Source organism: Archaeoglobus neptunius (assembly GCF_016757965.1).
Lineage (GTDB): Archaea > Halobacteriota > Archaeoglobi > Archaeoglobales > Archaeoglobaceae > Archaeoglobus > Archaeoglobus neptunius.
Genome location: NZ_JAEKIW010000003.1, coordinates 37576 through 55356, shown reverse-complemented (window position 1 = coordinate 55356; position 17781 = coordinate 37576). Strand labels below are relative to the sequence as shown.

At 45.5% G+C, this 17781-nt stretch carries 23 protein-coding genes; 9 read left to right on the top strand and 14 right to left on the bottom strand.

Going from position 1 to position 17781, the window contains the following annotated elements; genetic code table 11:
- From JFQ59_RS02560 to JFQ59_RS02535, 6 genes are all read right to left on the bottom strand, one after another.
- Entirely contained in the window at nt 1-198 is a 198-nt protein-coding gene (locus JFQ59_RS02560) for a HAMP domain-containing protein (protein ID WP_202318851.1), read from the bottom strand.
- Between the two features lie 6 nt (nt 199-204).
- On the bottom strand, nt 205-990 hold the full coding sequence (locus JFQ59_RS02555) for a hypothetical protein (protein WP_202318850.1): 786 nt from the start codon (nt 988-990) through the stop codon (nt 205-207).
- Nucleotides 991-1212: 222 nt separating this feature from the next.
- The gene (locus JFQ59_RS02550; protein WP_202318849.1) at nt 1213-2193 is read right to left on the bottom strand and encodes a transcription initiation factor IIB; all 981 of its coding nucleotides are present in this window, start codon (nt 2191-2193) and stop codon (nt 1213-1215) included.
- A complete protein-coding gene (locus JFQ59_RS02545; RefSeq protein ID WP_202318848.1) occupies nt 2099-2428 on the bottom strand; it encodes an H/ACA ribonucleoprotein complex subunit GAR1 in 330 nt (109 codons plus the stop codon). The genes JFQ59_RS02550 and JFQ59_RS02545 overlap by 95 nt, the downstream gene beginning before the upstream one ends.
- Nucleotides 2429-2537: 109 nt before the next feature.
- A complete protein-coding gene (locus JFQ59_RS02540) occupies nt 2538-4007 on the bottom strand; it encodes a flippase activity-associated protein Agl23 (RefSeq protein WP_202318847.1) in 1470 nt (489 codons plus the stop codon).
- 61 nt (nt 4008-4068) lie between these two features.
- Nucleotides 4069-6033, bottom strand: coding sequence for a (Fe-S)-binding protein (locus tag JFQ59_RS02535; protein ID WP_202318846.1), 1965 nt, complete (start codon nt 6031-6033; stop codon nt 4069-4071).
- Nucleotides 6034-6238: 205 nt separating this feature from the next.
- On the opposite strand from JFQ59_RS02535, the gene JFQ59_RS02530 reads away from it, so the two are divergent.
- From JFQ59_RS02530 to JFQ59_RS02510, 5 genes are all read left to right on the top strand, one after another.
- Complete coding sequence (locus JFQ59_RS02530; protein ID WP_202318845.1) at nt 6239-7207, top strand: manganese-dependent inorganic pyrophosphatase; 969 nt, start codon at nt 6239-6241, stop codon at nt 7205-7207.
- A 79-nt stretch (nt 7208-7286) separates the two neighbouring features.
- The gene (gene tfe, locus JFQ59_RS02525; RefSeq protein ID WP_202318844.1) at nt 7287-7805 is read left to right on the top strand and encodes a transcription factor E; all 519 of its coding nucleotides are present in this window, start codon (nt 7287-7289) and stop codon (nt 7803-7805) included.
- 110 nt (nt 7806-7915) lie between these two features.
- Nucleotides 7916-8803: an energy-coupling factor ABC transporter permease gene (locus JFQ59_RS02520; protein WP_202318843.1), complete on the top strand. Its 888-nt coding sequence runs from the start codon at nt 7916-7918 to the stop codon at nt 8801-8803.
- On the top strand, nt 8787-9518 hold the full coding sequence (cbiQ, locus tag JFQ59_RS02515; protein WP_202318842.1) for a cobalt ECF transporter T component CbiQ: 732 nt from the start codon (nt 8787-8789) through the stop codon (nt 9516-9518). The genes JFQ59_RS02520 and cbiQ overlap by 17 nt, the downstream gene beginning before the upstream one ends.
- 2 nt (nt 9519-9520) lie before the next feature.
- Complete coding sequence (locus JFQ59_RS02510; RefSeq protein ID WP_330999827.1) at nt 9521-10219, top strand: energy-coupling factor ABC transporter ATP-binding protein; 699 nt, start codon at nt 9521-9523, stop codon at nt 10217-10219.
- On the opposite strand, the gene map is transcribed toward JFQ59_RS02510, so the two are convergent.
- The 6 genes from map to JFQ59_RS02480 all read right to left on the bottom strand — a co-directional run bounded on the left by map (nt 10212) and on the right by JFQ59_RS02480 (nt 14936).
- A complete protein-coding gene (gene map, locus JFQ59_RS02505) occupies nt 10212-11087 on the bottom strand; it encodes a type II methionyl aminopeptidase (protein ID WP_202318840.1) in 876 nt (291 codons plus the stop codon). The two genes, JFQ59_RS02510 and map, sit on opposite strands and share 8 nt — an antisense overlap.
- A 47-nt stretch (nt 11088-11134) precedes the next feature.
- On the bottom strand, nt 11135-11962 hold the full coding sequence (gene nadC / locus JFQ59_RS02500) for a carboxylating nicotinate-nucleotide diphosphorylase (protein ID WP_330999826.1): 828 nt from the start codon (nt 11960-11962) through the stop codon (nt 11135-11137).
- Nucleotides 11959-12675 (bottom strand): aspartate dehydrogenase, encoded by a 717-nt coding sequence (gene nadX / locus JFQ59_RS02495; RefSeq protein WP_202318839.1) that lies wholly within the window; start codon nt 12673-12675, stop codon nt 11959-11961. Before nadX ends, nadC begins: the two co-directional genes overlap by 4 nt.
- Entirely contained in the window at nt 12669-13574 is a 906-nt protein-coding gene (gene nadA / locus JFQ59_RS02490; RefSeq protein ID WP_202318838.1) for a quinolinate synthase NadA, read from the bottom strand. Before nadA ends, nadX begins: the two co-directional genes overlap by 7 nt.
- 167 nt (nt 13575-13741) lie before the next feature.
- Nucleotides 13742-14302 carry a hypothetical protein gene (locus tag JFQ59_RS02485; RefSeq protein ID WP_202318837.1) on the bottom strand — a complete coding sequence of 187 codons (561 nt, stop codon included), beginning with the start codon at nt 14300-14302 and terminating at the stop codon, nt 13742-13744.
- 325 nt (nt 14303-14627) lie between these two features.
- Nucleotides 14628-14936, bottom strand: a complete 309-nt coding sequence (locus JFQ59_RS02480; RefSeq protein ID WP_202318836.1) for a hypothetical protein — start codon at nt 14934-14936, stop codon at nt 14628-14630.
- 385 nt (nt 14937-15321) lie between these two features.
- Between JFQ59_RS02480 and JFQ59_RS02475 the strand changes: the two genes are divergently transcribed.
- Together JFQ59_RS02475 and JFQ59_RS02470 are read left to right on the top strand one after the other, a co-directional pair.
- Nucleotides 15322-15615, top strand: coding sequence for a hypothetical protein (locus tag JFQ59_RS02475; RefSeq protein ID WP_202318835.1), 294 nt, complete (start codon nt 15322-15324; stop codon nt 15613-15615).
- On the top strand, nt 15612-15938 hold the full coding sequence (locus JFQ59_RS02470; RefSeq protein ID WP_202318834.1) for a hypothetical protein: 327 nt from the start codon (nt 15612-15614) through the stop codon (nt 15936-15938). Before JFQ59_RS02475 ends, JFQ59_RS02470 begins: the two co-directional genes overlap by 4 nt.
- A 29-nt stretch (nt 15939-15967) precedes the next feature.
- Here the strand turns inward: JFQ59_RS02470 and JFQ59_RS02465 are convergent, their stop codons facing one another.
- Nucleotides 15968-16186: a hypothetical protein gene (locus JFQ59_RS02465; RefSeq protein ID WP_202318833.1), complete on the bottom strand. Its 219-nt coding sequence runs from the start codon at nt 16184-16186 to the stop codon at nt 15968-15970.
- Between the two features lie 6 nt (nt 16187-16192).
- On the bottom strand, nt 16193-16675 hold the full coding sequence (locus tag JFQ59_RS02460) for a hypothetical protein (protein WP_202318832.1): 483 nt from the start codon (nt 16673-16675) through the stop codon (nt 16193-16195).
- Nucleotides 16676-17124: 449 nt separating this feature from the next.
- On the opposite strand from JFQ59_RS02460, the gene JFQ59_RS02455 reads away from it, so the two are divergent.
- Entirely contained in the window at nt 17125-17367 is a 243-nt protein-coding gene (locus tag JFQ59_RS02455) for a HEPN domain-containing protein (protein ID WP_230972235.1), read from the top strand.
- Nucleotides 17368-17477: 110 nt separating this feature from the next.
- Complete coding sequence (locus tag JFQ59_RS02450) at nt 17478-17759, top strand: nucleotidyltransferase domain-containing protein (RefSeq protein ID WP_230972234.1); 282 nt, start codon at nt 17478-17480, stop codon at nt 17757-17759.
- The last annotated feature ends 22 nt before the right edge of the window (nt 17760-17781 follow it).

Here is a 17781-nt window from a genome sequence, read left to right as displayed (position 1 = left end):
TCACCTGAAGGCCCCTTCCAGACTCTCAGCGGCAGCTTGAAGACTCCTCCTCAGCCTCTCTATGCTTTTTGCCAGTATCCCTATTTCGTCATCTCTCCCCTGGTGCGGAATTCGTGTGTCAAGCTCTCCCTCGCTGACTTTATCGGCCGCATCTGCGATATCTATAACCGGTTTCGATATAATGTTTGTTATTCGCAACCAGAATCAATCCTGCAACGGCAATGGCAACGACCACGCTGACAATTGAGAAAATTCCAACGTTGTATATCGCCGCAGAAATCTTCTGAACGACGCCGCTGGCGCAGCAACATCAACCTTAGAGCCTATTTCTTCTGCCACGGTTGCACCGGGCATTTCTTCGGATTTGGTTATCTCTTTGAAGTATCCGTCGAGATAGGCACCCGTACCCACAGACAGCGGTATCCTCTTACCGGTCTTTTCATCGATAACCTCGTAGTTCACCGGCACGTTGCAAAGGTATTTCTTTGCAGGCTTGCCGTAAACCTCTCCCCAGGTGTAGTATCCACAGCTCAGGGTTGCAGTTCCTCCAAGGGCGGAGTTCTGGAGGATCGGTACGACCTCAGGATACTTTTCGTCCCAGTGCAAATCCTTTATAATGTGTTTTCCTCTCACCTCGTCGCCCAGCGGGTGGACCAAAAGCCGCCAGTCCCCATCCCCATACACTCCGGCTATCCAGACGTACTCCTTGCCAAACCATCTATGTTTACCGATGTTCTGGACGACACTATCGTTCAGCATTTCCTGTAGTGTGGTAATCTTTTTGGATGAGAGATACTCTCTAAGCCACAGCGCATTTTCCTGTGCCAGTATAAGCACTGTGTACTCTCCCGATTTTTTCAGGTATTCATCAGTCAGCTTCTCGCTGGTGGTTTTTGCTTCATTGCCCATACTGTATATGGATAGTGTCACATCCTTGTTTAGTCCGGTCAGGGATGTCAGCGTCGTCCCCACCACTATCGTCAGTGGCAATAACTAGGCAATTGCCACCATCACAAAGAATTATATGCAAGTTTCATACAACCACAAGTTGATAATTACAATATATAATATTTTAAATTTGCGACTTTCGAAAGAAAGAATGAAGACAATCAGAAAACTGCTGCCGTACATAGCGTTTTTCAGTGCAGCCGGATTGATTGCGCTGGTGAATTATTTTTGATTGGTTGACCACAGTCGGAGATCTGAAAAAAATTATAGAATAATTTCTATTCCGAGCTTTTCAGCAAGTTCCTTGTATCGGTTCCTTATCGTAACTTCTGTAACCCCTGCAACCTCGGCAACCTCTCTCTGAGTTCTCCTCTCACCCAGAAGGATAGATGCCACATAAATGGCGGCAGCAGCAACCCCAGTTGGTCCCCTACCGCTGGTAAGCTCTCTTTCCTCAGCTTTCTTTATTATCTCAATGGCTTTCTTCTGCACTTCACCGCTCAAACCGAGAGCAGCACAAAATCTGGGTACGTAATCGGCAGGACTGGTGGGCATAAGCTTCAGACCAAGTTCTCTCGTTATGAACCTGTAGGTTCTTCCGATTTCCTTCCTGTCAACTCTGGAGTAAGTTGCTATCTCATCGAGAGTCCTTGGCACTCCCGCCTGTCTGCATGCGGCATACAGAGCTGCAGCCACAACACCTTCGATGCTTCTTCCCCTTATCAGGTTCTTTTCAACCGCCTTTCTGTAGATCACAGCAGCCGTCTCTCTGACACTCTTGGGCAGTCCGAGGGCGGAGGCCATTCTGTCCAGCTCGCTTAAAGCGAAGGCGAGGTTTCTTTCGGTGGCATTGCTTATCCTTATCCTCCTCTGCCATTTTCTGAGTCTGAAAAGCTGTGCCCTGTTTCTGACAGAGATTGCCTTGCCGTAATAGTCCTTGTTGCTCCAGTCGATGATGGTGGACAGTCCCTTGTCGTGGATAGTATAGGTTACAGGCGCACCAACCCTGCTTCTTTTGTCCCTCTGCTCGCTGTCAAAGGCTCTCCACTCAGGACCGGCGTCAATGTAAGTATCTTCAATTACAAGCCCGCAATCCTGACAGATGAATTCTCCCCTTCTGTAATCACGAATAAGGCGCGGGCTACCACATTCAGGACATACCTCTATGTCCTCCTCCCTTTCTATTTCCTTTCTTTCTACCTCCTTTTCTACTTCCCTTTCCCGAACCTTTTCTACTTCCGCCATATTCTTTCACCACAAATAAATCTTCAAATATTATTTTTTCAGAATTTTTTGGTCTCACAAGGGCGTAGGGTGATGATACAGGCCCTATTATGTCGTTAACGACGCCAACATACTCCATTTTCCTCGTAACAACCTTATCCCCAATTTTGGGGATGTATGCAGGATTCAAAGCAATTACAAGCATCCCGGATTTTGATATGTGCTTCACCTTACCGAGTTCTCGGAGTTTTTTCATGCAGTATATAAGGTTTTCGCCTAAATATATAAAGTTTTCGGTCAGGTTTATGGTGATGCAGCTATAAAGCTGGAGGGATCGGGAAACTTCAGTGTTGGATTGATGCATTCTAGTCAACTCTCGTGTACACGGTGAAATTCATGCAGTAAACCTTGGTGAGGGGCCTTCTGAACAGCAGGAATTCTGGTATTCTGGAAAGTTCCGGGTGAGTCCAGAACGTCCAGCATCTCACAACCATAGTGTCGATTTTTTTCATATTACCGGGGATATAGATGTCGTTTGTTTGATTTACCACCACGTAAACACCCTTGCTAAAACTTCTGCCCTTCACACTACTGGTTGAGAAATACACGTGATGGTCCTTCAAATACCATGCCAGCGGCCAGTATTCACCAATATTTGTGAAGACGTAAATCGTATCATTTCTAGTTTTTTCGGCAAATTCCCTCACATCGTACTGGGTTGGAAGGTACAGCGCTGGTTCTGCAGGATTTACAGGGTTCAGTATGTTTACAGCCAGCATTCCGTATCCCAAAAACAGAAGACATGATATCAGGGCGAGGGCTTTCATACTTCTTGAATTTATTTTGCATATCCCCACTCCAGCCAGGACGTACATCGGAAAGAGGATGTGGACCGCAAGCCAGGGGACCTTTTCCTGCATGTAGGAGAAGAATATAAGCGAAGCAACAAACCAGTAAACAATAAAAGCTTCAAATTCGCTCCTATCTCTCCTCTTCAGTGTCAATATAATTGTAAATATGCCCAGAGCAAAGGCAGGAAAGTCATACAGAATCAGAAGTTCCAGGTAGTAGTACCATGGCCCGGCTATTCTTGCTATCTCGTGCTGGTACTTCCAGTAACTGACCGCCCTAACAGCAGGAAACTCGGAAAAATTTGTCAATGGGGTGGTGTAGGTAAAGAAGTTTGTGTACAGAGCGGAATAAATCACAAAGAAGACCAGAATTGATACCAGCAGATCTGTCAGTCTGAACTTCTTTATGTCGAATATCAGGAAGATCAGGAAAAGAGCTGCAAATGGGTAGAATGTTTCCTTGAGGGTTGCGAAAAAAGCCATGCATATGAACGATGCGATGAGGAACAGGGAGTCTCTGTCAAACTTTTTTTCCAGTATGGTTTTCTCAACCTCGAGGTATCTGAAAATGAAGTAGGTGAAGAGGGCCGTCAGGAAAAGCTGAAATATGTCCGCTCTTGCGAATCTGGAGTAGTTTACGATAATCGGTGATATCGCCACAAAGGCTGATGAAATTGCGGCAGCGTTGAATCCTATAAACCTCCGGTACAGAAGGGGTGTCAGGGATACTGCAACACCTACTGCCGCCGGAACTAGGCGGAGCGAAAACTCGCTCTCCCCGAGAGTCGTAACGGGCAGGTAGAGAATGTAGTAAAGCAGGGGACCGTGATAGGCGGGATTGTACTTGTATGTTCCGGAAATGAGCGATTTAAGGATTGTGGCGTGAATGCTTTCATCAAAAAACAGTGGAGGATTGCCTAAATTGTAAAACCTCACAGCAAAAGCAACGGCAGCTATCAGAACTGTTGCCAGCCATTTTCGCATGGATTCAGACGGTCTTTTGAATATATCTGTTTTCCTTAAAGGCATGCAAAAAAAAATGGGGTTATTCCCCATACACGGAATCATATACGAGTTCGATAACGTCAAGAACCTGCAGTCTGCCGTCGAATCCAGAACTTTTGACGCCATCTTCGAGCATTATCATGCAGAATGGGCAGGCAACTGCCAGTACTTCTGCACCCGTTTCCGCCGCCTCTTTTGCCCTAATATTGTTCGGCCTGTCCTCTCCGGGATACTCTCTAACAAGATTTCCTCCTCCACCGCCACAGCAGAAGCTTCTGTTCCTGTTTCGTGGCATTTCAACAAGTTCTATTCCCGGAATGGATTTCAGTATCTCTCTGGGCAGATCGTACATGCCGTTGTATCTCCCGAGATAGCACGGATCGTGAAAGGTTACCTTTCTTTTTACCGGATGCTTGAGCTGAAGCTTACCGGATTTTATGGCGTCGTGGATGATCTCGAGTATGAACCTGACATCATAGCCCTCATACTCATTCTTGAATGTATTGTAGCAGTGAGGGGAGGCAGTGAAAATTTTCTGAACTCCGTACTTATCGAACGTATTTGTGTTTTCCTCTTTCAGAAGCTGGAAAAGACCTTCTTCACCAACTCTCCTTACATCATTTCCACAGCAACCTTCCTCTCTGCCAAGAACTGCGTAGTTAACTCCAATATCGTTTAGAATTCGGGCAAGCTTCTTTGATACCTGAATGCTTCTGCTATCAAAGCTGTGAGCACAGCCCACAAACCAGAGCAACTCGAATTCGGGGTTGCTCTTCACAGTTGGCACCTCAACATCGCTCTTCTTTATCCACTGGTCTCTCTTGAATTTTGCCTCACCCCACGGATTCTTCTGCTTCTGGATGTTTGTGAGAAAGTCTCTTATGTCGGGTGGCGCCTCCCCCGACTCGACAATTCCTCTTCTTATCTCTCCGATAATCTCCATCTGTTCTATGTAAACCGGACACATTTCCATGCATGCTCTGCACGTTGTACAGGCCCAAACAGCCTCGCTGTCCAGAACAGCATCAACGAGAGTAAAGGGCTCATCAATTTTTCCAAGAATGCTCGAGGAGTCGGTGAGATTTTTGCGGAGGTTTTGCATCAGATACATCGGAGAGAGAGTTGTACCGGAGTTGAAGGCCGGACAGTTGTCCTGGCATCTGCCACACCTCATGCATGCGAAGCTGGAAAGCAGATCTCTCCACTGAAGGTCTCTGACAGTTACTGCACCCATATATTCCTCATCCTCAATCACCCTTGCAGAAATTCTGTCAGATTTCGTCAGTATGTTGATCGGGGCCGCAATGGCGTGGAAAAGTTTTGAGTAAGGCACTGCGGCAATGAGGGCAAGAGCAAGCAGAGAATGGATGCTCCAGACAGCTCTGTATGCTGAGAGGTCAAATGGTAGAAATTGAGAGAGAAATCCACCGATCACAGCAGTGTATGCAGGATATCCTGCAGAAAGCCTAAGCGCCTCAACTATAAAACCCAATACCGCAATCAGCAGCAAAGAGAGAAGGACGGGAGCATCGTCATTGGCGAAAGGCCATTTTTTGGAGAATCTTGTGGGTTTGAGCACGTATCTGTTTACAACAGCTATAACTGTCCCCGCAATGAACGCAATACCTGCAATGTCCATCAAAGCCTCGTGCACCAGGTAGAAAGTACCTCTGAAAAATTCGGATGTGAAATGGTCGGCAATGGTGAGTACGGCCGTTCCTATGGTAAGAACTATAATTCCCCAGAGAATGAGAATGTGCATCAGACCCATCCTGAACTCTTTCTGAAAAAGTCTCAGGAGTAAAAGAGCATCTTTGACGACCAGAAGAAGTCTGTTGCCAAGACGGTCAAACCTGTTCTCGTCATTTCTTCCCATTCTTATCAGCTTGTATGCTCTCGCAATACCAATTAGGAATATGATTCCGGCGATTATGAAAAGTGCGAAGTGCAGCAGTACGGATATTTCGTCAACACCCCACAGGAGTTCCCTTGTCGGTTCGGACATTTCATCACCCCTTTTTGGTTTTTCAAAAATCCCCGGACAGTATTTGAAATTTTTGTTTATTATGGATTTCGTAATATTCGAACTGCAAATAAAAATTTTTGCACGGATGTGTATCGGAACCTGCGGCAATCTGAAATATAGCGGCTCCCATTTAAGATGGGAAAAATTTCGAAAATGTTATTACCTACCGAACTGCCACTACATCATGGAGCACGTGGTTTATGTTGTTGGGCATAAAAACCCGGACACAGATAGCGTCTGTTCTGCGATAGCCCTTGCATATCTCTGGAACAAGTGGAAGGAGAGGGGCAGTTTAGACAAAATTATGAAAATCGGGGAGGAAGCTGTGGCTGCGGTTCAGGGTGACATCAATCCGGAAACAAAATATGTACTCGAGAAATTTGGATTTGAGGTTCCAGAAGTATTGAAGAGTGGTGAAGGCAAAAAGGTGGCTCTTGTTGATCACAGCGAAAAAGCCCAGACAGTCGATGATATCGATAAGGCGGAGGTCGTTGCTATAGTTGATCACCACAAAATCGGTGATGTAACAACACCTCAGCCAGTACTCTTTGTCAATCTACCTGTTGGATGTACGGCTACCGTAATAAAGCTTCTTTTTGATAAGACCGGTGTTGAGGTCCCGGCTGACATCGCCGGAATTCTCCTGTCATCGATCCTCAGCGATACCGTGATATTCAAATCGGCAACGACTACAGAGCTTGATAAGGAGGTCGCAGAGGAGCTTGCAAAGGTCGCTGGTGTGGATGATATCACGAAGTTTGGTGTGGAGATAAAGGCAAAGCTATCTGCAGTCGATGATTTGAGTGCAAGGGAGATTATAATGAGGGATTACAAGGATTTTGACATGGCAGGAAAGAAGGTCGGTGTGGGTCAGATCGAACTTGTTGATCTGTCTCTGATTGAGAGCAGGGTTGATGAGATTTACGCAGAATTGCAGAAGATGAAGGAGGAAGGTGGATACGCAGCCATATTCCTGATGCTGACAGACATTATGAAGGAGGGGACGGAACTCCTCGCAGTTACGGACCATCCAGAAGTGGTCGAAAAGGCTTTCGGCAAGAAGCTTGAAGGCAAGAGCGTCTGGCTTGACGGTGTGATGAGCAGAAAGAAACAGGTAGTGCCGCCGCTCGAAAAAGCATTCTCCGAACTCTAATTTTTTATTTCGGTTATAGTAAGACTCATATTATCACAACCAAAAAATTAAAAAAGGTTTCAGTTCTTTAAATATAGTTGTGAAAGCTGAGACCGCAACGAAGGTAGAGGAGCTTTTAAATGAGCTTGTAGAAAGAGTTTCTGGCGAGGTCGGTTTGATTCTTTTCTCACTTGGAATTGAAGGCGAATTTACTGATGATCAGCTTGCTCTTGAGCTTGGCATAGAGATTAACGAAATCAGAAAGGCTCTTTTTGCCATGTATGAAATAGGTCTGGCTGACTACGTGAGGAGGAGAGACGACGAAACGGGGTGGATGGAGTACTACTGGAGGATAAACTATGACAGAGCTCTGGACGTTCTCAAAAGAGAACTTGAAAAAACGGTGAGCAAGCTGAGAGAGAAGATAGAGGCAGAGACGAGCACAATTTACTATGTATGCCCGAACATGTGCGTTAAAGTTTCTTATGATGAGGCAATGGAGCTAAATTTTGTGTGCCCTCGATGTGAGGAGATGCTGGAGTATCTGGATTGCAGTAAAGCCATTGAAAAGATCGAAGAGGAAATCAGGAAAATAGAGGAAATTTTGAAAAATATCTAGCTGGCTGTTCTGGATCTCCGTTTTAAACATTCAATAGTTTTAAATCGTTAAATGGAAATTCTTATTAACAGATGTGATCTATTTGAGAAAAAGTAACACGAGGTGGGAATTTGCATATACCGGATGGATATCTGGACCTGAGCATTGCGGCTCTGTTTTATGTTTTAACCCTAGCCGTGCTTGGATACTCCATATACCGGCTGAGGGGACAGAAACTCACACCGCTGTTCGGAATAGTTGCTGCTGCCATTTTTGCGGCTCAGATGCTCAACTGGCCGATACCGGGTGGCACTTCAGCCCACTTTGTCGGAGGCGCTCTTGCTGGAATCCTGCTCGGACCATATGCGGGATGTCTTGCAATGGCTGTGGTACTTACGATACAGTGTCTGGTATTCGCTGATGGTGGAATCACTGCTCTTGGTGCGAACATATGGAATATGGCCATTGTTGACGTCTTTGTAGGTTATTACATTTACAAAATACTAGAGAAGAAAAACAGGAACGTTGCAGCCTTCGTTGCCGGGTGGCTTGGCATCACTCTTGCAGCCATATTTGCAGGGCTGGAGATAGGCGTCTCAAAATCGGTAATATATGCGGTGGATGTAACCGTTCCAGTGATGGGGATGTGGCATGCAATTCTTGGTATTGTTGAGGGAATCATAACGGCAGGTGTTGTAAGTTACATCTCCTCTGCCAGACCCGATGTTCTGGAAGAGAAAAAAGCTCCAGGCAAGGCAGCTCTTGCAGTCATTGCAGCTATGATAGCGGTTTCACCTCTCTTTGCCTATGCAGCAGAGCTCGTTGGATATGCAGAGCCGCTTGAGAATGCTGCTAAAATACTTGGACTGTCGGAGAAGCCGATATACGAGGGCATACTACCTGATTACTCTGTCCCTGGTATTAACCCCTATGTGGGCACACTGATAGCTGGAATCGTGGGCACAGCAATAGTTTTAGTTCTCGGCTATGCACTGACTCGATATGCACGAACTACTTGAAAGGACAATAAGGGAAGCATCAGGATATTTTCAAAATTTTTTAATCCACGAATACACAAAGCGCAGCATTCTGCACAAGATTGACCCCCGAATAAAGCTCGTTTCGACCATAGTTTTCATTCTTCTCGCTGTTTCAACCTTTGATCTGGAAAAGGTAATACTTACCTTCGTCTTCCTTCTTGTGATCTCGGCCATTTCCGGTTTAAGCCTGAGAAAGGTACTGGGCAGAATATGGCTTTTCACACTTTTTTCCTTCATTGTCGTCCTTCCCGTCTCCATAAACAACCCACTTTACTCGATAACCTTTACGCTGAGAGTTGCAGCGTCCCTCATTGCCATCCAGATGCTCATAATGACAACAAACTTTGCCGAAATATGCTCGGCTTTGAGGTACTTCAAAGTGCCTGAAACCTTTGTCTCGGCTCTCTGGCTGGCTTACAGGTATGCAATTTTGATGTTCAGGGAACTTCTTTCCATTCTACTCGCTAGAGAAAGCAGAAGGGTTTCAAAAGGGAGCCATATGGATGTGTGGCGTAAGGGTGGAGAGGCGGTTGGGCTTTTTTTCCTCAGAAGCTTTGAAAAGGCTGAACGAATCCAACTGGCCCTTGAGGCTAGAGGGGAGAACAGGGTGAGTTACAGCAGAAAATTTAAAACGCTCGATTTAATCTACACGATAATCGTGGCATTCACAGTCCTCTGGTGGGTGGTAATCTGAAGGTGATTGAAGCTGAGAACGTCAGCTACGACTATCCCGACGGCAGTGTTGGGGTGAGAGATGTAAGCATTGAAATTTCTGAGGGCGAGAGGATCGGTCTAATCGGGGCAAATGGAAGTGGAAAGTCCACTCTGATACTGCTCCTCGCAGGTCTGGTCAGGCCTAAGGAAGGCAGGATCAGAATTTTCGGGAAAACCCCTGACAAGAAAAACATTGAGGAGATCAGAAGGCGTGTGGGTGTTGTTTTCCAGAACCCCGATGATTTTCTCTTCAATCCGAGTGTAAGGGACGAGCTCCTGTACGTCCCCAGACAGCTTGAATGGAGTGACGAAGAAATGGAAAGAGCCGTAAACCGGTTTGCAGGGATATTTGGAATAACCCACGTTCTTGAAAAGCCACCCTTCAGGCTGAGCGGCGGGGAGAAAAAGAAGGTTGAGATAGCCAGTGTTTTAATTTACAGCCCGGAAGTTCTATTTCTTGACGAGCCCACAGCCTACGTCGATGGGAAAACTAAAAGACAGATAATGAAAATTCTGGAAAGCTACAAAGGCACTCTCGTAATAGCAACCCATGAGCTGGATGTTGCGGCCAGACTTGTGGACAGATTCGTACTTCTCAATCTTGAACACAGGGTTGAGGCTGCAGGCGGTAAGGAAGTGCTGGAAGATACAGAATTGCTGGAAAGAGCAGGAGTTATCTAGTTGTTATGGTTGCTCCTCCTTCCTCAACTATAAGCGTGTGCTCCCACTGGCTCACCAATCCACCGCTTACTTCTGTGAGCACGGGATAGGCTCTTAAAATACCCTCTCTTGCGAGTCTGGAGATTATGATTTCTGGAGCCTTGTTCAGCCACCTCTTGGCGAATGGAAGCGTCTTGTATCTCTCGTTCACTTCCTTTACTATCTCTCTGGCCATTTTCATTCTAACAGGTCTCGGATTTAGAAGGCTGTATATCTCGCACTCGTTTCTGTCAGCAACCTTCCCCACACCGTCCGTTGCGAAGGGTTCTATTGCAATCACCATCCCCTCCTTGAGTTCCACACCTCTTTCAGTTGCATAGTTGTAGATGCTCGGCGGAGCGTGGGTCAGGTAGGGCAGAAGACCATGACCTGTGAGATTGACAATTGGCTTAAATCCGTGACTCTTAATAGCATCCTCTATTGCCTTCCCTATCTTCGAAACGCTCACACCTGCCTCAACAACTTCAATTGCCGCATCCAGCGCATCTCTTGACGCGGCAACAAGTTCCCTGTTGTCCCCCAGATCCACTGTCACGGCCATATCTGCAATGTAGCCATCTATATGGGCTCCAACGTCCAGCTTTACCACGTCTCCATCATTGAAAACCCTGTTATCATTCTTCTTGGGTGTGAAATGGGCCGCATCGCTGTTTATTGAGATGTTCGCCGGAAAAGCTGGTTTGGCTCCCAGCTCGATTATTCTGTTTTCCACGAATTCCGCAACCTCAAGAATCCTTACCCCGGGTGCGATCTTCTCCGAAGCTTCGGAAACCGCCTGTTTTAGAATCTTTCCTGCTTCAAGAAGTTTTTCCCTAACCTCCTCGTCCATTGTTTAAAAGAGTAAAAAGAGGTATTTGAATTTACTGCAGTTTTACCTCAGCCCAACACTCGAAGGCTGAAATCGATTGCCCTGGCGGAGTGAGTTATGTAGCCTGACGAAATCACATCCACACCTTTTGATGCGTATTCCTCGACGTTTTCAGGAGTAATTCTTCCAGAAACCTCCAGTATCACTTTTTCTCTCAATCTCTCACTTTCGAGCTTTTTAACAGCAAGCTCCACCATCTCCGGCGTGAAGTTGTCGAGCATCACGATGTCCGCACCAAGCTTGGCCGCCATCAAAACCTCCTCAATGGTTTTGGTCTCCACCTCGATCTTTTTGGTGAAGCTGGCTTTCAATCCTTCCATCGCCTTTTCGATGCCACCCCACACGGCTAGGTGGTTATCCTTCAGCATAACGCAGTCGGATAGAGAAAATCTGTGAGTATCTCCTCCACCAATTTCAACGGCCATTTTCTCAAATAGTCTGAATCCGGGGGTGGTTTTCCTCGTTGCGGCGATTATAATTTTCGGATTGACTCTTCTCGCCAACTCAACCATTTTCGCTGTGGTTGTTGCAATACCACTCATTCGCATCAGAAGGTTCAGGGCGAGCCTCTCGACCTGTAGAATTCTGTTCGCCCGACCTCCCACCTTCAGTACAACTTCACCGGCTTTCACCCATTCTCCATCATTTCTGCTGTTTAACACCTTAATTCCCACCATTTCAAAAAGTAGCCTGGCCACATCTACACCTGCGAGAACGCAAGACTCTCTGACAATGATCTCCGCAATAACGTTTTTTGATGGAACCGGTGTGATGTCACCGTGAGGCATGTCCTCCTCAAGGAAATTCAGCAATCTCTTCTTTATCACTTCCCTCACACAACCACTCCTCCTTTTAAGTTTCTCAAAATCCTTGTAACGGAAAGGGCTGCAAGGTAACTGGTTTTTGGATTATCTTCCATGGGTAGATTTTTTATCCGAATGTTTATTTCTCCAAACCTCCCCCTGGCAACTATCTCGTGGATGTTCTCCTCGACATCATCGCCAACGAGCCTAACCCTTGCCTCCATCCCTGCAGCAATGCTCAAAGCAATGGCAACGTTCAGATTTTTTGGAAATCTGGTGGCAGCTTCAGATGCATATCCCTCGAAAACCACCCCCCTCCGGCCAAACTGCCTCCAGTTCTTCCTCGTCGTTATCACAACTTCCTCCACAAGTTCAGAAGCGGAATAGATTGCATCGAGCCCTGCAATGGCTCCTGAAGCAATGAACACCTTTTTTCCTGTTTTCATGCAGGCCTCCCTTATCCTCTGGAAAAATTCTGCATCCGCAAACGCACCTACACTAAGGACGATCAGGTGCCTGCCAGACTCGATAATCCTTTCTGCGTAAACCTTAACCGCATCCTGCGACGCTGCCTCAACCACGACATCCATCTTTCGAGATAAGAACTCGTCAACGTCTGTGGTCAGCTTCTCGTGACTCTTTTTCACGGCATCTAAAATGGCGGTCAGTTCGAATCCCTCAGTTCTCTCGATCCATTCTGCAACCCATTTTCCAACAGCACCGAAGCCTATTATACCCACTAACATAGCTCGAACATCCTCTCAATCGCCTTTCTTGCCCTTACGGCTATCTTCTCATCGACCCTAACCACATTGTTCTCCTCCCTGAGAACCTTTACCACTCCATCAAGGGTGTTTTTCTTCATGGCACTGCATACAGAGGTCCTGAGCGGAAAAATTTCCTTTCCGGGATGTTCGTCAACCAGTCTCTCTATCAGTCCGATTTCCGTGCCAATAATGATTCCATTCTTTCCGCTTTCCGCAACGTATCGTATCATCTGACTCGTGGATCCCACAAAATCTGCGAACCTCTGCACCTCTGGCCTGCATTCTGGATGGACGATTATTTCAGCTTCTGGATGTTCAATCCTGGCCCTTTCAACGTCTTTAACTGTAAAGGACTGGTGAACGCAGCAGTTTCCGTATTCAGGAACCGGTATAACTTCCTTACCTGTTTTCTCTGCGGCATACCAGGCAAGATTGGCGTCAGGTCCAAGCAAAACAGTTTCGCTGTCGATATTCTCCACCACCCTTGCGACGTTTGCAGAGGTGCAGCAGACATCTGCAACTGCCTTCACGGAAGCGTGGGTGTTTACATAGGCAACAAAAGGAGCGTTGTACTTCTCTTTCGCTTTCCTGACCATATCTGCATTAAGCTGTGCTGCCATCGGGCATCTTGCTTCAGTAGATGGTACAAGCACCTTTTTGTTGGGATTGAGTATCGCTGCCGTCTCTGCCATGAAGTCAACCCCACAAAAGACGATAATATCAGCTTCCACATCCCTTGCAGCCATTGAAAGCTCCAAACTATCCCCCACGCTATCTGCAATTGTCTGAATCGGGAGAATCTGATAGTTGTGGGACAAAATTACGGCATTTTTCTGCTTTTTAAGTCCTTCAATATCGAACATTTGTTCGACGAACATGTGTTCGATAAAGTGATCAGTATTAAAAAACTTTTGCTCCTCAATTCTCCCGAATCCATATCCAGCGCCCCGCTCCCGTAACCTTTTGAAATGTTTCTGTGGGCCCCTGCTTAACTGTTAATACGCATAATAAGATGAAACGCCGCAAAAACACAACCCGAATTTTTTTATCCAACCCGCAGTTTAAGCCAATCCCAGCTTTTCCATCCCTGCTGACTAAACGCTATTATGTAAACGTAGTATTCTCCTTTTTCGAGTCCTTTTATGCATGCTGTGACGTTAATTGTCCCGTTAAGGGGAATCGATTTCGACTTTCCGATGCATAGTTTAAGTTTTGAAGAAAGAAGACTCCAGTGATTAATCAGAGATTTGCTCGGTCTGGGAGCGAGATAGGCGTATAGTTTTACTGAACCGTCATACTCACAAATTCTGTTGTTGGTGTGGTACTCTCTGGGATTTAGGGAAAAATCTACGCAGGCAGATTTGTTTAATGAAATGTTAAGACCATTCTGCCCTATGGAGAAAACACGAGCGTTTCTTTCCCCGAAACCGGGAAAAATACATGTGTGGTTTGCAACTGTTTGCGTCTGGTTTTCTGGTTTCACGAGGAATTCGACTTGCAGAGGTTTGGCAGTGCTGAAATCCTGCCGTGTGAAAGTAAAAGATGCCCAGAGTATGAAGATTAAAATGAAAAATACAAAATATAATCCAACTCTATTTTTAAGCATATCACACCTCACCAATTTGGAGTCAATACATCTACAGAGTGGTTGTTTATCACTCTCACTCTCAATCCATCACCAAATAAGTCTTGTGCCTTTTGGTCAACCCACGTGTTCCAGTTTACGTTCCGACAGCCTCCCTGCAGCACTACTAACTGTCATCAATACCAGCAAACTTACAAACCTCTTCCCTCATCCACCTTGCTATGCTACACAGTCATTAATTTGCCATAACGTAACTTAAGTCTTTTGCTATCTATGATTTATATTTCTGAAAGTTAACGATAGTATTCTCGAATTATTCTAAATGTTGGTTAGATTGTGTGTTGAACTATAAAACGCTTTCCCAATTCGTCTTTCGCAACCTCTGGATCAGGTAAAGATGTATCCAGAAAATGATTATCAGTGCTCCTACAAGATCGCGGGTGGAGAGCTCAAGAAAGTTTATTTTGCCGTACGCATGGGCTGCTACGATGGAAAGCGAAATCAAAACAGGTATCTTCAGCAAAGCTAAAGGTTTTTGTTTTTCCTTGGTAATTTCGTATATCGGTATGACAATTGATATGGCAAGGGCTACGTAAAAGTTCAAAAAAGAGAGGACCATGATTGGTGCTTCTTCGGAGACTATCCTTCTAAGCACTTAGCCACCCTCCTAAAAGATGTAGTTTGGTTTCTACTACCATTGCTGGCAAATTACCAACAACACAAAAACCATCAGCAAGGCCACAAATCTTCTCTCCCACCGCATTCCAAGCACCATCTTTGCATCGACATAGCGTAACTTAAACTTTTTGCTATCATATATCTATATATTCAGAAGGTAAGTATAATTGACAATAATCAAACCATAACCCAGCCAAATTAAAACTTGATATTAGTAGGCAAGGTACGGTGATCTGACGAAGGTCAACTGACCCCATTTGATCCGCCATGAATTTCTCCGTGTATCGCTTCAACGGTTCCAAGGAATCTTTGCTGTTATGAGATTGCTAAAGATATTAATATCCCAAAGATGAAGTGGAACTATGGCTTCAACAATAATTAAAGAAATAGAAAGCATCATAGAGGAACCCATAGACAGGATCCTCGTAAAAGCTCTGATTAACGAGCTCAGAAGAAAGCTAAACGAGTTCATCTTGATAGACAGCAGTATGAGGAGAAAGTACGGAATGAGCCTCGAAGAGTTTAAAGCAAAGAACATCGTTAAGGAAAAGAACTTCTCATTTGAAGTTGAAAGTGACTACTGCGACTGGGAACTGGCTGTGGACGGCATAAAAACTATTAAAGAAAAGATAGAGAAGCTTGAAAGGCTGTTATGAACTTAGATGAGTTTATCGAGGATGTTAAAAAAGTTGCAGGTCTGTATTCCCTCAAAGTTGAAGTGCTCGCAAGGACTAAGAATGCCGTTAAAGTTAGGATTCCAGTAACCGAAAACACCTACATTCAGTTGTACTACAACAGGGAAAGTGGCACCAAGAACTACGTTTTGATAGGATGGAACAGAAGGCTGTTCGGAAGAGATTGCGTCGGAGGGGAATGGACAAGCATCCGTTCGAAAATCCCGACGAACACGATTTTGGGGAGAATGGTAGCAAGGAAGTTTCAATTTCGGAGTTCTTCGAAGAGGTTTTTAAATGGTTGAGAGAAAAGGAGCTTATTTGATTTCACACTTTATCTGCCCTTTGCATTTTCATGAAACTCTTTCACAGCAGCGTAAACGACCAACACCAGTCCGCATACTATGATCGTGCCAATGCAGAATCCCGAACCACCAGCACTAACGCTTTTACCGGTTATATTCGCATAGATGAGCAGTATGAGTGCGATGAATGTGGGTACGAGAATCAAAACCTTTCCGACTATTTCTATTGCCCTGATGTTCTCAGACATAAGGTTTCACCTCGATAAAAATTTAAAAATCAATCGTAATGCTGTAGAACCACGCCCCCTCACCCAGATAGTCACCGTCAATCTTCCAAAATCCGATCCAGCTTCTCCAGCACCGTAAACTGCTCCGCTCGTTATAACCTCAATGTACACTATGTAGGTGTGGCCGCCCTGTAAATTGACAGAAATTCCGCTGCTGAAATCTCTGTCAACCCCTGTCCAGCCAATTCCTCCTTCGGATTTCTGATATATGGTAGTCGAATATCTTGCATCTGCCGTAGCATCGTAGACAACCAAGTTTATCTCGACATTGCTATTGCCCCCAGCAACAGCACTCGTGAGTCCGTAGATATGGCCTCTCATGATTATATTTGCAGGCTTTGTACCGATTCCACTCACATAGAACGATTTGCCTACCCATCCCCAGGCTGACGCGCTACCATAACCGCCTGGTCCTAGGAGCGTTGCAGCTTCAACTTTATTCAGCGACAAGTCGTACTGGGATCCATACCATGTCGGCTCCCTAATCTTCTTACCGATTCATGAATGGCCTTTTTCGATTTTTCATGCAGGATAATCGCCAGTTTTCTGGCCTGCTGTGTAGGGATACTTTTTTGATTTTTATTTTACTCAACACACTGTTCTCCTTGGATACCAATTCATTTGCCGCACTCTGGATTTTTATTTTCTTCCCATCGTTTATCTAATAGGCCATCACCGGCATCATGTTTCCAACCATCACCAGCACTAGCAGCAAGCTTACAAGTTTTCTCCATCCTGCCATACCACCGCCGTCATTGACTTGCCATAACGTAACTTAAGTTTTTTGCTACCTATGGTTTATATTTTTAAAAGTTTAATATATAAATAGCACATCAAACGAAGAAACTTGCAGCAAATCGCCAAAAACGCTAACTGTACTTCTGAAAAAGTTGAACATAATGAGCTTCGAAGAGGTGGAAATACTCAAAGAGAGGGTTGAGCTGGAGAATGGAGAATATCTGCTATCGAAAGGTGTTCTCGACCTCGCAGCCTTCAACATCCAGCAATCTGTCGAGCTGTACCTCAGAAACAAACTCTTTCTTCTCGCCGGAGATTATCCGAAAACGCATTCGATAGAAAGGCTGCTGAAGGAGATAGGGAAGGTTGCGGATAAAGTCGACGAAATAAGGGAGGGAAGTTGAGAACATGCTGAACCTAGCAAAGCGAATAAGGTCGCTTGTTGATGGACTATGAAGCTGATGGATGCTGTTAGAGAAGTGGCGGAGGAGGAAAAAAGTACTTCGAGAACTACATGCATTACGCCAGACTGATAAAAGATAAGGTTAAAACTCTGCTTGGCGACGCTGAAGTTTACGTGTTCGGCTCTGTTGTTGATCATCGCCACACTCCGGCAAGTGATATAGACATACTCATCGTTTCTGAAAACATGCCTGCAAGCCAGCATGAGCGGGCGAGGATAAGGGGTGCAGTGATGAAGGAGATAGACGTCTTCGCACCCTTCGAGATACACCTTGTTACGCCAAGGGAGTTCGAGTGGTACAGAAAGTTCGTCAGGGTGATGAAGAAGGCCTGAATGCTCCCGAAATCCCCAGAGA